Raw genomic sequence first — 15,974 nt, 5'->3', positions numbered from 1 at the left:
TTGAAAAAATGACCAGGATGACAGCAGTATTTCATGCCGCCCCCACATAACTGCGTGAGGGCGGCTTTCTTTTGGCGTTAGCCGGTGTTGCGCATACCGGCGGCGACGCCCGCAATCGTGACCATCAATGCCTGTTCGACGCGAGGATCGGGCGATTTGCCCTGCTCTTCAGTCAGACGGGAACGATACAGCAATTCGGCCTGCAACACGTTTAATGGATCGGTATAAACGTTTCTTAACTGAATGGACTCCGCAATCCACGGTAAGTCGGCCATCAGGTGCGAATCGTTGGCAATCGCCAGCACCACTTTAATGTCTTCTTCCAGCAGGTCTCGTAGCTCTTTGCCCAGCGGCCAAAGCGTTTTCGCCACCAGGCGCTGATCGTAATAGTCGGCCAGCCACAGGTCGGCTTTTGAGAACACCATTTCCAGCATCCCAAGACGCGTGGAGAAGAACGGCCAGTCGCGGCACATGGCTTCCAGTTCGCTTTGTTTACCGTCTTCCACCACTTTTTGCAGCGCAGTACCCGCGCCCAGCCAGGCTGGCAGCATCAGGCGGTTTTGCGTCCAGGCGAAGATCCACGGAATCGCGCGCAGCGATTCGACGCCGCCAGTTGGACGACGTTTCGCCGGACGTGAGCCGAGCGGCAATTTGCCCAGCTCTTGCTCCGGCGTCGCGGAGCGGAAGTACGGTACAAAGTCTTTATTTTCGCGCACGTAGCCGCGGTAGGTTTCACAGGAGATGACGGAAAGCTCATCCATAATATGACGCCAGCTGTCTTTCGGTTCCGGCGGCGGCAGCAGGTTTGCTTCCAGAATTGCGCTGGTGTAGAGCGACAGGCTGCTGACGGTGACTTCCGGCAGGCCGTATTTGAAGCGGATCATCTCGCCCTGCTCGGTCACGCGCAGGCCGCCTTTCAGACTGCCTGGTGGTTGCGAAAGCAGCGCCGCGTGGGCTGGCGCGCCGCCACGGCCAATAGAGCCGCCGCGGCCGTGGAAGAGGGTGAGCTCGATGCCGGCTTTTTCACAAGTTTTGATCAGGGCGTCCTGCGCCTGATACTGCGCCCATGACGCGGCCATAACGCCGGCGTCTTTCGCCGAGTCGGAGTAGCCGATCATGACCATCTGCTTACCCTGAATCAGCCCGCGATACCAGTCGATATTCAACAACTGGGTCATCACGTCGTCGGCGTTGTTCAGGTCGTCGAGGGTTTCAAACAGCGGCGCGACCGGCATGGCAAAGCCGATACCTGCCTCTTTCAGCAGCAGATGCACAGCCAGCACATCAGACGGCGTTTTCGCCATTGAAATTACGTAGGCGGCGATCGACCCTTTTGGCGCTTCGGCAATAACCTTGCAGGTTTCAAGCACTTCGCGGGTATCGTTGCTCGGCTCCCAGTTACGCGGCAGCAGCGGACGTTTGGAGTTCAGCTCGCGGATCAGGAAGGCCTGCTTGTCGGCTTCCGACCAGCTTTCGTAGTCGCCAATACCAAGGTAGCGGGTAATTTCGCCCAGCGCTTCGGTATGGCGGGTGCTCTCCTGACGGATATCAATACGCACCAGCGGTACGCCGAAACACTTCACGCGGCGGAGCGTGTCGAGTAACTCGCCGTTGGCGATAATGCCCATGCCGCAGGCCTGTAACGACTGGTAGCAGGCGTACAGAGGTTCCCAGAGCTGCTCGTTTTGCGTCAGCAGGCCATCCGGTTTGGGCAGTTTCTCGCCTTTCAGACGCGCTTCCAGCCAGGACTGGGTCGCCATCAGACGGGCGCGCAATTTTTTCATCAGGTAGCGATACGGCTCAGACGCGCCTTCTTCGCCCACTAACGCCAGCAGCTCCGGCGTGGCGTCGACCATCGACAGTTCTGATACCAGAACATGAATGTCTTTCAGGAACAGATCGGTGGCTTTCCAGCGGCTTAACAAGAGCACGTGGCGGGTGATATCCGCCGTCACGTTCGGGTTGCCGTCACGGTCGCCGCCCATCCAGGAGGTAAAACGTACCGGCACAAAATCCACCGGCAATTTGTAGCCGAGATTTTCTTCCAGCTGTTCGTTCAGTTCACGCAGATAGTTAGGTACGCCCTGCCACAGGCTGTTCTCAACCACGGCGAAGCCCCATTTGGCTTCATCCACCGGGCTTGGGCGCTGCTTGCGGATCTCATCCGTATGCCAGGATTGGGCAATCAACTGGCGCAGGCGACGCATCACCTGGTGGCGTTCGTAGTCGGCGATATCGGTATTATCAAGCTGTTTCAGACAGTTATTGATTTCACCCATCTTGTGAATAAGCGTACGGCGGGTAATTTCTGTCGGGTGGGCGGTTAGCACCAACTCCAAAGACAGCGACTCTACCGCTTTTTTGATGGTTGCGTCGTTGAGGTCCGGTTGGTTTTTCAGTTTGCGCAGAGTACGGGCAATCACTTCCGGGTTGCTGGCGGCTTCGCCTTTTGGCGAAATGCTGTGGTATTGCTCGGCAGTATTGGCCAGGTTCAGGAACTGACTAAACGCGCGCGCAACTGGCAGTAGCTCGTCATTAGACAAATTTTGTAGCGTGGTGAGCAGCTCCTGGCGATTAGCTTCATTGCCGGCGCGTGAAGATTTGGATAGCTTACGGATTGTTTCTACGCGATCAAGAATGTGTTCTCCCAGCGCATCCTTGATGGTTTCTCCCAGCACCTTGCCGAGCATACTGACATTACTACGCAACGCGGAATATTGTTCGTTCATATGATCCCAGACACCCCATCTCTGTTGTAATTGTCCTGCATCTTTCACGCTGCGGCGGCGTTGGCTGCGCTCTCCCACCCAGGTCACTTACTTATGTAAGCTCCCTGGGATGTGCTCGTTTGCCGTCTTGCCGCAACGCGAAATCTTTCGGACCAAGCTTTTTCACATCACTTCTCATCTTTATAAAGCCACGTAAAACCCGTGGCGTCAATTACTGCGAAATCGGTTCAGCAAACGAAAAAATGGCGGTAATTTATTAAAGTTAATTCGCATCGTGCCAAATAAGAAATGCTTATGAACATGTGGCGTAGAGATGCCGGATGGCGCTGCGCTTATCCGGCCTACAAGACGGGGGAGGCCCGGTAAACATCGTGTCACCGGGCAATATGCATTAATGCCAGCAAAAATGATGTACTACCTGGGTAATCAATTCCCGGGTTGGCTTAATAAAACGCGTTTCGAGATATTCATCCGGCTGATGCGCCTGATTAATTGAGCCCGGACCAAGCACCAGCGTTGGGCATAATGTCTGCATAAACGGCGCTTCAGTACAGTAGTTCACCACGTCGGTTTTTGTTCCCAACAGTTTTTCTACTACTTCAACCAGTTGGTGGTCCGGTGGACACTCGTAACCTGGAATCGGTGGATGTAATTCTGCCACCGTCAGGCGGCCCGGCCAGCGTTCGCTTACCGGGGCCAGCGCGTCGTTAAGCAGTCCATTAAGGTCGTTTAACGTCATGCCCGGCAGTGGACGAATATCCATATGCAATTCGCAGCAGGCGCAGATACGGTTTGAGGCATCGCCGCCGTGGATATGGCCCAGATTCAGCGTTGGATACGGAACGGTAAACGCCTCGTAGTGATACCGCGCTTTCAGCGAGTCACGCAGTTGCATGATATGGCCAATCGCATCGTGCATCAGTTCAATGGCGTTAACCCCACGCGCCGGGTCGCTGGAATGACCGGACTGCCCCAGGACGCGAACGACATTAGAGATATGCCCTTTGTGCGCGCGTATCGGTTGCAACGACGTCGGTTCGCCAATGATCGCGCAGTCCGGACGTAATGCCGTGGTTTCGGAAAAATAACGCGCCCCCGCCATGCTGGTCTCTTCATCGGCGGTCGCCAGAATGTAGAGCGGCTTTTTCAACTTTGTGACGTCAACGTCACGTAGCGCGTCCAGAATAAAAGCGAAGAAGCCTTTCATATCCGCAGTGCCCAGACCATAGAGCTTATTGTCGTGCTCGGTCAGCGTGAACGGGTCGCGCGTCCAGCGTCCGTCATCAAAGGGAACCGTGTCGGTATGGCCGGTCAGCAGCAAACCGCCCGCGCCATGTCCGGTGCTGGCGAGCATATTGAATTTGTTTCGCGTTCCTGGAACCGGTTGAACCTCTACGTTGAAACCAAGATCGCTGAACCAGCCTGCAAGCAAAGTGATTAAAGACGCATTACTTTGATCCAGGGATTCTTCGGTTGCGCTTATCGACGGTGTGGCAATCAGAGCGCGGTAAATCTCGATAAATGGCGGTAAAACGTTTTTCATTGTTGACACACCTCAGGTCATGATAGTATCAATATTCATGCATTAATTATGAATAAAAATACATTAACGTTGAGCATAAAGGAACCCGATGTTGAATACGCTGATTGTAGGCGCTAGCGGTTATGCGGGCGCAGAGCTTGTAAGCTACGTAAATCGCCACCCACATATGACCATAACCGCTTTGACCGTCTCAGCGCAAAGCAATGATGCAGGAAAGTTAATTTCTGATTTACATCCGCAGTTAAAAGGGATTGTCGACCTGCCATTGCAACCGATGTCGGATGTACGTGATTTTAGTGCAGATGTTGATGTGGTGTTCCTGGCGACAGCGCATGAAGTGAGCCACGATCTGGCGCCGCAATTTTTACAGGCCGGATGCGTCGTATTCGATCTTTCCGGCGCGTTTCGGGTAAACGATCGCGCCTTCTATGAAAAGTACTACGGATTTACTAATCAGTATCCTGAGCTGCTGGAGCAGGCGGTGTACGGTCTGGCGGAGTGGAATGCCGATAAACTGAACACGGCGAATCTGATTGCGGTTCCTGGTTGCTATCCAACCGCAGCGCAGTTGTCGCTAAAACCGCTGATTGACGGCGGGCTTCTGGATCTGACACAGTGGCCGGTAATTAATGCCACCAGCGGGGTGAGCGGCGCGGGGCGCAAGGCGGCAATATCGAACAGTTTCTGTGAAGTGAGTTTGCAACCGTATGGCGTGTTTACGCATCGTCATCAGCCGGAAATCGCCGCCCATCTGGGCGCGGAGGTCATCTTCACCCCGCATCTGGGGAATTTCCCGCGCGGGATTCTGGAAACCATTACCTGCCGCCTGAAAGCGGGAGTAACCCATGCGCAGGTCGCCGACGTGTTGCAAAAAGCCTATGGCGACAAACCGCTGGTGCGCCTGTATGACAAAGGCGTTCCGGCGTTAAAGAACGTCGTCGGGCTGCCGTTCTGCGATATTGGTTTTGCCGTCCAGGGCGAACATCTGATTGTGGTGGCAACCGAAGACAACTTGTTGAAAGGCGCAGCGGCGCAGGCGGTGCAGTGCGCTAATATTCGTTTTGGCTTCGCTGAAACGCAGTCTCTTATTTAAGGGTGAAATGATGAATCCATTAATTATCAAGCTGGGTGGCGTATTACTGGATAGCGAAGAGGCTCTGGAACGTCTTTTTACCGCGCTGGTCAACTATCGTGAGTCCCATCAGCGTCCGCTGGTGATTGTTCACGGCGGCGGTTGCGTGGTGGATGAGCTGATGAAAGGGCTTAATTTGCCAGTGAAAAAGAAAGACGGCCTGCGCGTGACGCCTGCCGATCAGATTGGCATCATTACCGGCGCGCTGGCGGGAACCGCTAACAAAACTCTGCTGGCCTGGGCGAAGAAACACCATATCGCCTCTGTTGGTCTGTTTCTGGGCGATGGCGACAGCGTAAAAGTGACCCAACTCGATGAAGCTTTAGGCCACGTCGGGCTGGCACAGCCGGGGTCGCCGAAGCTGATTAACATGCTGCTGGAAAATGGCTTTCTGCCGGTGGTCAGCTCCATTGGCGTAACAGACGACGGCCAACTGATGAACGTCAACGCCGATCAGGCGGCAACCGCGCTGGCGGCGACGCTGGGGGCCGATCTGATCCTGCTTTCTGACGTGAGCGGTATTCTGGACGGCAAAGGCCAGCGTATCGCCGAAATGACGGCGTCCAAAGCCGAGCAGCTTATCGACCAGGGCATTATTACCGACGGGATGATTGTGAAAGTGAATGCGGCCCTCGATGCTGCGCGGGCGCTGGGTCGCCCTGTGGATATCGCTTCCTGGCGTCATGCGGAGCAACTGCCGGCGCTGTTTAACGGCACGCCGATTGGCACGCGTATTCTGGCTTAACTATTTGTTCGCCCGATGGCGGCTGCGCCTTATCGGGCCTACGTGAACAGAAATTATAGGCCGGATAAGCGTAGCGCCATCCGGCAGTGAAATTCGAAGAATTTAAGGAAGTCTATTATGGCACTTTGGGGTGGGCGTTTTACACAGGCGGCAGACCAGCGGTTTAAACAATTCAATGATTCGTTGCGCTTCGATTACCGTCTGGCGGAGCAGGATATTGTCGGTTCTGTGGCCTGGTCCAAAGCATTGGTCACGGTAGGCGTACTGACTGCCGATGAGCAACGACAGTTGGAAGAAGCGCTGAACGTGCTGCTGGAAGAGGTTCGCGCGAATCCGCAGCAAATCCTGCAAAGCGATGCGGAAGATATCCATAGCTGGGTGGAAGGTAAGCTCATCGACAAAGTGGGTCAGTTGGGTAAAAAGCTGCACACCGGACGCAGCCGTAACGATCAGGTGGCGACGGACCTGAAACTGTGGTGCAAAGAGACGGTGAGGGAACTGCTTACCGCTAACCGCCAGCTACAGAGCGCGCTGGTGGAAACCGCGCAGGCGAACCAGGACGCGGTAATGCCGGGATATACCCATCTGCAACGCGCGCAGCCGGTGACTTTCGCCCACTGGTGTCTCGCGTATGTCGAAATGCTGGCGCGCGATGAAAGCCGCCTGCAGGACACGCTTAAACGTCTGGACGTGAGTCCGCTAGGTTGCGGCGCGTTGGCGGGAACGGCCTATGAAATTGACCGTGAACAATTGGCAGGCTGGCTGGGCTTTACGTCTGCGACCCGCAACAGCCTGGACAGCGTGTCCGATCGTGACCACGTACTGGAACTGCTTTCTGATGCGGCTATCGGCATGGTGCATCTGTCACGCTTCGCGGAAGATCTGATTTTCTTTAATTCTGGTGAAGCGGGTTTTGTAGAGCTTTCTGACCGCGTGACTTCCGGTTCATCGTTAATGCCGCAGAAGAAAAACCCGGACGCGCTGGAGCTGATTCGCGGTAAGTGCGGTCGCGTACAAGGGGCACTAACCGGCATGATGATGACCTTAAAAGGTCTGCCGCTGGCGTATAACAAAGATATGCAGGAAGACAAAGAAGGGCTGTTCGATGCGCTCGATACCTGGCTTGACTGCCTGCATATGGCGGCGTTGGTGCTGGACGGTATTCAGGTGAAACGCTCACGTTGTCAGGACGCGGCGCAACAGGGGTATGCCAACGCCACGGAGCTGGCGGATTACCTGGTCGCGAAAGGCGTGCCGTTCCGCGAAGCGCACCATATTGTCGGCGAAGCGGTGGTAGAAGCTATTCGCCAGGGTAAGCCGCTGGAAGCGTTGCCGCTGGCCGATTTACAGAAATTCAGCCGCGTGATTGGCGACGATGTGTATCCGATATTGTCTTTGCAGTCGTGTCTGGATAAACGGGCGGCAAAAGGCGGTGTTTCTCCGCAGCAGGTGGCGCAGGCCATCGACGATGCCAGGGCGCACCTCGCGTTATAAGCCTTATAAGCGTAGCGCCATCAGGCAATACTGCCCGGCCGAGCATCAGCGACGCCGGGCTTTTTTACGCAAAAAAAAGCGGACCAGAGGTCCGCAAAAGTTCACGTTGGCTTTAGTTATTTCGGGTTCGAGAGATACCCTCTGAACGGGCGGTGTCTTCAAGGGTTAAACGAGAAACCGCTCCGTTCTGTGATGTATTATTAATCAGAAAGGTTGATAGGGATAATCGTTCATTGCTATGCTACCTATCGCCATGAACTATCGTGGCGACGGAGGATGAATAATGAATATTCGTGATCTTGAATATCTGGTGGCGTTAGCCGAACATCGCCATTTCCGGCGAGCGGCGGACTCCTGTCACGTCAGCCAGCCAACCCTTAGTGGGCAAATACGTAAGCTGGAAGATGAGCTGGGTGTTATGCTGCTGGAGCGTACGAGCCGTAAGGTGCTGTTTACCCAGGCGGGCCTACTGCTGGTGGATCAGGCGCGTACCGTACTGCGTGAGGTCAAGGTGCTCAAGGAGATGGCAAGCCAACAAGGCGAGACGATGTCCGGCCCGCTGCATATTGGTTTAATCCCAACGATTGGTCCCTATTTGCTGCCGCTTATCATTCCAATGTTGCACCAGACTTTCCCGAAGCTGGAAATGTATCTGCATGAGGCGCAAACGCATCAGTTGTTAGCGCAACTCGATAGCGGCAAGCTTGACTGCGCTATTCTGGCGCTGGTGAAAGAGAGCGAGGCGTTTATCGAAGTGCCGCTGTTTGATGAGCCCATGATGCTGGCTATTTATGAGGATCATCCGTGGGCGAATCGTGATCGCGTGCCGATGTCCGATCTGGCGGGCGAGAAATTGCTGATGCTGGAAGATGGCCACTGTCTGCGCGATCAGGCGATGGGGTTCTGTTTTGAAGCGGGAGCGGATGAAGATACCCATTTCCGGGCGACCAGTCTGGAAACGCTGCGCAACATGGTGGCGGCGGGCAGTGGTATTACACTACTCCCCGCGCTGGCCGTACCGCAGGAGCGTAAGCGCGACGGCGTGGTTTATCTGCCATGCATTAAGCCTGAGCCGCGTCGTACCGTGGGGCTGGTTTATCGCCCGGGATCGCCGCTGCGTAGCCGTTATGAGCAACTGGCAGAGGCCATCCGTGGCGCAATGGATGGCCATTTCGACAAGGCGTTAAAACAGGCGGTTTAAGCCGTTCAATGCCGCAACCCGATAAGCTTCCGCCATGGTTGGGTAGTTAAAGGTGGTGTTAACGAAGTATTCGATGGTGTTACCGCCACCTTTCTGCTCCATGATCGCCTGGCCGATATGAATAATTTCGGCGGCGCGTTCGCCAAAGCAGTGAATCCCCAGAATTTCTTTGGTTTCGCGGTGGAAGAGAATTTTTAGCGTGCCGACGTTCATGCCGACGATTTGCGCTCGCGCCAGATGCTTAAACTGCGCGCGGCCCACTTCGTAAGGCACTTTCATTGCCGTTAACTGCTGCTCGGTTTTGCCGACAGAACTGATTTCCGGAATGGTATAAATCCCGGTGGGGATATCTTCGATAAGATGCGCGGTCGCTTCGCCTTTCACCAGCGCCTGCGCTGCAATACGTCCCTGATCGTAGGCGGCGGAGGCCAGACTGGGATAGCCAATCACGTCGCCCACCGCATAGACGTGCGGCAGGGCGGTCTGGTACATACTGTTGACTTTGAGCTGTCCACGGCTGTCTGTTTCCAGACCAATATTCTCCAGCGCCAGCGAATCGGTGTTACCGGTACGGCCATTAGCATAGAGCAGGCAGTCAGCCTTCAGTTTTTTACCGGATTTCAGGTGCATGATGACGCCATCATCGCAGCCTTCGATTTTCTCATACTCTTCATTGTGGCGAATAACCACGCCGCTATTCCAGAAATGGTAAGAGAGAGAGTCGGACATCTCCTGATCGAGAAAGGCCAGCAGGCGATCGCGGGTGTTGATCAGATCCACTTTCACATCCATACCGCGGAAGATGGACGCATATTCGCAGCCGATAACGCCGGCGCCGTAAATAATAACGTGGCGCGGTTCATGGTGGAGACTCAGGATTGAGTCGCTGTCATAAATGCGTGGATGCGAGAAATCCACATCATTGGGATGGTAAGGACGCGAACCACAGGCAATAACAAATTTTTCTGCCGTCAGGGTTTCAACCGTGCCGTCATGGCATTCCAGCGCCAGGGTATGTTCGTCAATAAAATGGGCGTTGCCCTGCAAGATTTCACAGTGGTTACGCTCATAAAACCCCTGACGCATACGCGTTTGTTGATTAATCACGTTATCGGCATGATTAAGGATATCGGCGAATGAAGAACGAAGAAGACGGGAGTGGTCGCTATAGAGCGGGTTTTGATTAAATTCAATAATGCGGCTGACGGCGTGGCGAAGGGCTTTGGATGGAATGGTGCCCCAGTGGGTACATCCGCCGCCAACGTTATGATAACGCTCAATCACCGCGACGCGTGCTCCTTGCTTAACCAGACCCATTGCAGCGCCTTCACCGCCGGGGCCTGACCCTATGACGACTGCATCATAATCCCAGGAATGTGGCATGGTATTACTCACCTGTTTTTATACATAAAATAAACACGATGATAACATTTGCCCAGCTTTAACCCAATTATCGTTGTGCTTTTTTGCGAAGCCGGAGCACAAACTGTCTGTAAACAATCATTCACAATCCAGTGTGAACCCGTTACTTTTATTCTCTGGTATAGTGCCGAATAAGGCATATGGAAGGATTCAGACATTGTGATGGGTGTTAGAGCGCAACAAAAAGAAAAAACCCGGCGTTCGCTGGTGGAAGCCGCATTCAGCCAACTGAGCGCTGAGCGGAGTTTTGCCAGCCTGAGTTTGCGTGAGGTGGCGCGTGAAGCGGGCATTGCGCCAACGTCGTTTTACCGTCATTTTCGCGATGTCGATGAACTCGGTCTGACGATGGTGGATGAAAGCGGTCTGATGCTGCGTCAGTTGATGCGTCAGGCGCGGCAGCGCATCGCGAAAGGCGGCAGCGTCATTCGCACGTCGGTCTCCACATTTATGGAGTTTATCGGCAACAATCCCAACGCCTTCCGTCTGTTGTTGCGCGAACGTTCCGGCACTTCAGCGGCGTTTCGTGCCGCCGTCGCGCGGGAGATTCAGCATTTTATTGCGGAACTTGCCGACTATCTGGAACTCGAAAACCATATGCCGCGCGCGTTTACTGAAGCCCAGGCCGAAGCGATGGTGACTATTGTCTTTAGCGCGGGCGCAGAGGCGTTGGACATCGGCGCTGAACAGCGTCGGCAATTAGAAGAGCGGCTGGTATTGCAACTGCGCATGATTGCGAAAGGGGCGTATTACTGGTATCGCCGTGAGCAAGAGAAAATAGCACATCATTCCGAATAACGTGAAGGACGAGTAATGAAACAGTCAGGTCAAGATAAAGGTACGCTGTTGCTGGCGCTCATCGCTGGCTTATCGATTAACGGCACATTCGCGGCGCTGTTTAGCGCTATTGTGCCGTTCTCCGTATTCCCGGTTATCTCGCTGGTGCTGACGGTATATTGCCTGCATCAGCGCTACCAAAATCGTACTATGCCGGTAGGTTTGCCGGGGTTGGCCGCCGCCTGTTTCATTCTTGGCGTTTTACTGTATAGCACCGTCGTGCGTGCAGAATATCCGGATATTGGCTCTAATTTCTTCCCGGCGGTGCTGTCGGTGATTCTGGTATTCTGGATTGGCTTTAAGCTGCGTAACCGCAAGCAGGACACCGCGGAATAGCGTGCGAATGCCGGATGGCGGTATAACCGGCCATCCGACGTACATTTTACCTTGCGGTGAGTAATACCCCGCATTCCATATGATGTGTATACGGGAACTGATCGAATAGCGCCAGGCGAGACACCGTGTGCGTCTGGCTTAACGTTTCCAGGTTTTTGCACAACGTTTCCGGATTGCAGGAAATGTACAGAATACGTGGATAAGCCTGCACCATTTTTTCCGTTTCGCTGTCCAGACCGCTGCGCGGCGGATCGACAAAAATGGTTTCGCACTGATAGCGCTTCAGGTCGATCCCCTGCAGGCGGTTAAACTCACGAACGCCATTCATCGCCTGGGTAAACTCTTCCGCCGCCATGCGAATAATTTGTACATTATCAATATGATTAGCGGCAATATTGTACTGTGCGGCAGCGACGGACGGTTTGGCGATTTCGGTTGCCAGCACGCGGTCAAAATTGCGCGCCAGCGCTAAAGAAAAATTGCCGTTGCCGCAATACAACTCAAGCAGATCGCCTTTTGAGTCTTTCGTCACCTCCAGCGCCCACTCTAACATCTGAATATTCATGGCGGCGTTTGGCTGCGTAAAGCTGTTTTCGACCTGGCGGTAGATCATCTCTTTACCTGCCACAGGCAGACGCTCATCAATATAATCCTGATCCAATTCGATTTTAGTTTTAGTGGCCCGGCCAATCAGGTGTACGTTCAGACCTTGCGCGCGTAAAGCATCGCGTAACGCAGTGGCGGCTTCACGCCACTCTTCGTCCAGCTTCTTATGGTACAGCAACGACACTACCGCCTGGTTGCTCAAGGTCGTGAGATAATCGATCTGGAACAGCTTATGCCGCAGTGCATGATTATCGCGCACGCCGGCAATCATCGCCTTCATTAAGGTATTAATCAGTTGGCTGGCCGCCGGGAAGGTGTCAACGCGAATGCGGCTTTTGGTCTGCTGATCAAACATAATGTGGTACAGGTCATCGCCGTCATGCCACAGGCGAAATTCCGCACGCATACGATAGTGACTGACCGGCGAGCGAAATACTTCCGGAACCAGGTCAGAAAACGGCGCCATCATACTCTGCAAGCGCGCCACTTTTTCGGCCAGCTGCGCCTCATACTGTTCTGTCGGAAGATGTTCGGGGGTCATATCGCATCCTGAATAATAAAAGTACGCGGGGATTGTAGGGATTGCTCAGTGGATGTCCAGCTATTGATGATTTCTGATTTGTGATGCGCGGTCTGGACAGGGTGTTGTGACAGACGGTAGCATCCGTGGGCCGGTCCTGTGAGTTAATAGGGAATCCAGTGAAAATCTGGAGCTGACGCGCAGCGGTAAGGAAAGGTGAGATGAGAGCGTAAGCAGACACTGCCTCCGGCGGGAAGTCATCATTTCTGCTATCCAGCCAACGGATAACCCTCCAAGCCCGAAGACCTGCCGGCTAACGTCGCATCTGGTTTTTCATCATCGCGTACTATCGATGAAGCCTGCGGCATCCTTCTTATATTGTGGATGCTTTACAATGATTAAAAAAGCTACGCTGCTGACGGCGTTCTCCGTCACGGCCTTTTCCGCTTGGGCGCAGGACACTAGCCCGGATACCCTGGTTGTCACCGCCAACCGTTTTCAGCAGCCGCGCAGCGCGGTTCTGGCGCCCGTTACCATCGTGACGCGTCAGGATATTGAACGCTGGCAATCGACCTCCGTAAATGATGTTCTGCGCCGTTTGCCTGGCGTCGATATTGCGCAGAGCGGCGGCGCCGGACAAAACTCCTCCATTTTCATTCGCGGCACCAACTCCAGCCATGTACTGGTATTGATTGACGGCGTGCGTCTGAATTTAGCAGGCGTGAGCGGGTCCGCCGATCTCAGCCAGTTCCCGGTGTCGCTGGTACAGCGCATTGAATATATTCGTGGTCCGCGCTCCGCTATTTATGGTTCCGATGCTATCGGCGGCGTAGTGAATATCATTACGACGCGCGATAACCCAGGCACAGAATTAACCGCTGGATGGGGAAGCAATAGCTACCAGAATTACGACATCTCGACGCAACAGCAACTTGGCGAAAACACGCGGGCGACGTTGATCGGCGATTACGAATACACCAAAGGGTTTGACGTGGTAGCGAAAGGCGGTACCGGGATGCAGGCGCAGCCTGACCGGGACGGCTTTTTGAGTAAAACGCTTTATGGCGCGTTAGAGCATACCTTTTCTGATCGCTGGAGCGGATTCGTGCGTGGTTATGGCTACGATAACCGTACCGATTACGACGCCTATTACTCGCCGGGCTCGCCGCTGATTGATACACGCAAACTTTATAGCCAAAGCTGGGACGCCGGGCTGCGCTTTAATGGCGAACGTATTCAGTCTCAGCTGGTTTCAAGCTATAGCCACAGTAAAGATTACAACTATGATCCGCACTATGGCCGGTATGATACCTCCGCCACGCTGGATGAGATGAAACAGTACAATGTTCAATGGACCAACAGTGTGGTCGTGGGGCACGGTAATGTTGGGGCGGGCGTAGACTGGCAGAAACAGACTACCACGCCAGGTACCGGCTATGTGCCCGAGGGATATGACCAGCGTAATACCGGGGTTTACCTGACAGGATTACAACAGTTGGGTGACTTCACTCTGGAAGCGGCGGCGCGCAGTGATGACAACTCCCAGTTTGGTCGTCATGGTACATGGCAAACCAGCGCGGGATGGGAGTTTATAGAAGGTTATCGCTTTATTGCCTCCTATGGAACCTCCTACAAAGCGCCTAATTTGGGCCAACTGTATGGTTATTACGGTAATCCGAACCTGAATCCTGAAAAGAGTAAACAGTGGGAAGGCGCATTTGAAGGGCTAACCGCTGGCGTCAGCTGGCGTATTTCAGGTTATCGTAACGATATTAATGACATGATCGATTATGACGATCATCTGCAAAAATATTACAACGAAGGTAAGGCGCGCATTAAAGGTATTGAGGCGACGGCGAATTTCGATACCGGACCGTTAACGCATACGGTCAGTTACGATTACGTTGATGCGCGTAATGCGATTACCGATACGCCATTACCCCGGCGTTCCAAACAGATGGCAAAATATCAACTTGACTGGGACGTTTACGATTTTGACTGGGGGGTGACATATCAATACCTTGGTTCCCGCTATGATTCGGACTACTCCGCTTACCCATACCGGACGGTAAAAATGGGCGGCGTCAGTTTATGGGATCTTACGGTTGCATATCCGGTCACCTCACACCTTACAGTTCGTGGTAAAATAGCCAACCTGTTCGACAAAGATTACGAGACAGTTTATGGCTACCAAACTGCAGGACGAGAATACACCTTGTCTGGCAGCTACACCTTCTGAACCACGTCCCACCGTGCTGGTATTTGATTCCGGCGTCGGTGGATTGTCGGTCTATGATGAGATTCGGCGGCTCCTGCCGGATCTCCACTATATATATACTTTCGATAACGTGGCTTTCCCCTACGGGGAAAAGAGCGAAACGTTTATCGTCGAGCGCGTTGTCGAGATTGTGACTGCGGTACAGCAGCGCTATCCCCTTTCACTGGCGGTGATTGCCTGCAATACCGCCAGTACGGTCTCACTTCCCGCATTACGTGAAAAGTTTGCCTTCCCGGTAGTGGGCGTTGTGCCTGCGATTAAACCAGCGGCGCGGCTGACCGCCAATGGCGTCGTCGGGCTACTGGCGACGAGAGCGACGGTCAAACGTCCTTATACTCACGAGCTGATTGCGCGCTTCGCCAATGAATGTCAGATAGCGATGTTGGGGTCGGCAGAACTGGTGGAACTGGCGGAAGCTAAATTACATGGCGATTCGGTATCGCTGGAAGAGCTGCGCCGCATATTACGCCCATGGCTACGAATGCCGGAGCCGCCTGACACGGTCGTTCTGGGGTGTACGCATTTCCCTCTATTACGGGACGAGCTTTTGCAAGTCCTGCCCGAAGGGACGCGGTTAGTGGATTCCGGCGCGGCGATAGCGCGTCGTACAGCCTGGCTGTTGGAACATGAAGCGCCGGATGCGAAATCAACCGATGCCAATATTGCTTATTGCATGGCAATGACGCCAGGAGCTGAACAATTATTACCCGTTTTACAGCGTTATGGCTTTGAAACGCTCGAAAAACTGGCGGTTTAATGGCGTTTTGGGTAAATACCAGGCACTTGAGAAATTATTTTAAATTTCCTCTTGTCAGGCAGAAATAACTCCCTATAATGCGCCACCACTGACACGGAACAACGGCACACAGGCCGCCGGGTCAGCGGGGTTCAGACCAGAACCTCACGGAGAAAAGCGAAAATAAACGCTTGACTCTGAAGCGGGAAAGCGTAATATGCACACCCCGCGCCGCTGAGAAAAAGCGAAGCGGCACTGCTCTTTAACAATTTATCAGACAATCTGTGTGGGCACTCGAAGATACGGATTCTTAACGTCCTAGGACGAAAAATGAATACCAAGTCTCAAGAGTGAACACGTAATTCATTACGAAGTTTAATTCTTTGAGCATCAAACTT

At 53.8% G+C, this 15,974-nt stretch carries 12 protein-coding genes and 1 riboswitch; of the genes, 8 read left to right on the top strand and 4 right to left on the bottom strand.

The features are described 5' to 3' along the window. Nucleotides 1-77: 77 nt before the first annotated feature. On the bottom strand, nucleotides 78-2,729 hold the full coding sequence (ppc, locus tag NA389_RS19020; protein WP_001005549.1) for a phosphoenolpyruvate carboxylase: 2,652 nt from the start codon (nucleotides 2,727-2,729) through the stop codon (nucleotides 78-80). A gap of 391 nt (nucleotides 2,730-3,120) precedes the next feature. Further along, entirely contained in the window at nucleotides 3,121-4,272 is a 1,152-nt protein-coding gene (gene argE, locus NA389_RS19015; RefSeq protein ID WP_000800208.1) for an acetylornithine deacetylase, read from the bottom strand. 88 nt (nucleotides 4,273-4,360) lie between these two features. Here argE and argC point away from each other — a divergent pair, with 88 nt between their 5' ends. The 4 genes from argC to oxyR all read left to right on the top strand — a co-directional run bounded on the left by argC (nucleotide 4,361) and on the right by oxyR (nucleotide 8,844). After that, nucleotides 4,361-5,365: an N-acetyl-gamma-glutamyl-phosphate reductase gene (gene argC / locus NA389_RS19010; RefSeq protein WP_000935343.1), complete on the top strand. Its 1,005-nt coding sequence runs from the start codon at nucleotides 4,361-4,363 to the stop codon at nucleotides 5,363-5,365. Nucleotides 5,366-5,372: 7 nt separating this feature from the next. Beyond that, a complete protein-coding gene (gene argB, locus NA389_RS19005; protein ID WP_086776771.1) occupies nucleotides 5,373-6,149 on the top strand; it encodes an acetylglutamate kinase in 777 nt (258 codons plus the stop codon). Between the two features lie 117 nt (nucleotides 6,150-6,266). Then, nucleotides 6,267-7,643: an argininosuccinate lyase gene (argH, locus tag NA389_RS19000; RefSeq protein ID WP_001230056.1), complete on the top strand. Its 1,377-nt coding sequence runs from the start codon at nucleotides 6,267-6,269 to the stop codon at nucleotides 7,641-7,643. Nucleotides 7,644-7,926: 283 nt separating this feature from the next. After that, nucleotides 7,927-8,844, top strand: a complete 918-nt coding sequence (oxyR, locus tag NA389_RS18995; protein WP_001025919.1) for a DNA-binding transcriptional regulator OxyR — start codon at nucleotides 7,927-7,929, stop codon at nucleotides 8,842-8,844. On the opposite strand, the gene sthA is transcribed toward oxyR, so the two are convergent. After that, the gene (gene sthA, locus NA389_RS18990) at nucleotides 8,827-10,227 is read right to left on the bottom strand and encodes a Si-specific NAD(P)(+) transhydrogenase (protein ID WP_001120789.1); all 1,401 of its coding nucleotides are present in this window, start codon (nucleotides 10,225-10,227) and stop codon (nucleotides 8,827-8,829) included. The two genes, oxyR and sthA, sit on opposite strands and share 18 nt — an antisense overlap. A gap of 198 nt (nucleotides 10,228-10,425) precedes the next feature. Here sthA and fabR point away from each other — a divergent pair, with 198 nt between their 5' ends. Both fabR and NA389_RS18980 read left to right on the top strand, forming a co-directional pair. Further along, the gene (gene fabR, locus NA389_RS18985; RefSeq protein ID WP_000971958.1) at nucleotides 10,426-11,061 is read left to right on the top strand and encodes an HTH-type transcriptional repressor FabR; all 636 of its coding nucleotides are present in this window, start codon (nucleotides 10,426-10,428) and stop codon (nucleotides 11,059-11,061) included. A 15-nt stretch (nucleotides 11,062-11,076) separates the two neighbouring features. Beyond that, nucleotides 11,077-11,436 (top strand): YijD family membrane protein, encoded by a 360-nt coding sequence (locus tag NA389_RS18980; RefSeq protein ID WP_000813838.1) that lies wholly within the window; start codon nucleotides 11,077-11,079, stop codon nucleotides 11,434-11,436. A 46-nt stretch (nucleotides 11,437-11,482) separates the two neighbouring features. Here NA389_RS18980 and trmA read toward each other — a convergent pair whose 3' ends face one another. Beyond that, nucleotides 11,483-12,583, bottom strand: a complete 1,101-nt coding sequence (gene trmA, locus NA389_RS18975; protein WP_000186966.1) for a tRNA (uridine(54)-C5)-methyltransferase TrmA — start codon at nucleotides 12,581-12,583, stop codon at nucleotides 11,483-11,485. A 114-nt stretch (nucleotides 12,584-12,697) separates the two neighbouring features. Next, nucleotides 12,698-12,890, top strand: a riboswitch (cobalamin riboswitch). Between the two features lie 66 nt (nucleotides 12,891-12,956). On the opposite strand from trmA, the gene btuB reads away from it, so the two are divergent. Continuing rightward, nucleotides 12,957-14,801, top strand: coding sequence for a TonB-dependent vitamin B12 receptor BtuB (gene btuB / locus NA389_RS18970; RefSeq protein ID WP_000591403.1), 1,845 nt, complete (start codon nucleotides 12,957-12,959; stop codon nucleotides 14,799-14,801). Beyond that, nucleotides 14,746-15,597, top strand: coding sequence for a glutamate racemase (gene murI, locus NA389_RS18965; protein WP_000201811.1), 852 nt, complete (start codon nucleotides 14,746-14,748; stop codon nucleotides 15,595-15,597). The genes btuB and murI overlap by 56 nt, the downstream gene beginning before the upstream one ends. Nucleotides 15,598-15,974: the final 377 nt, after the last annotated feature.

The sequence above is a fragment of the Salmonella sp. NW645 genome (genome assembly GCF_051703725.1).
In the GTDB taxonomy this organism is placed as follows: Bacteria; Pseudomonadota; Gammaproteobacteria; order Enterobacterales; family Enterobacteriaceae; genus Salmonella; species Salmonella enterica.
This window is presented reverse-complemented; position numbering and strand designations above follow the sequence as displayed.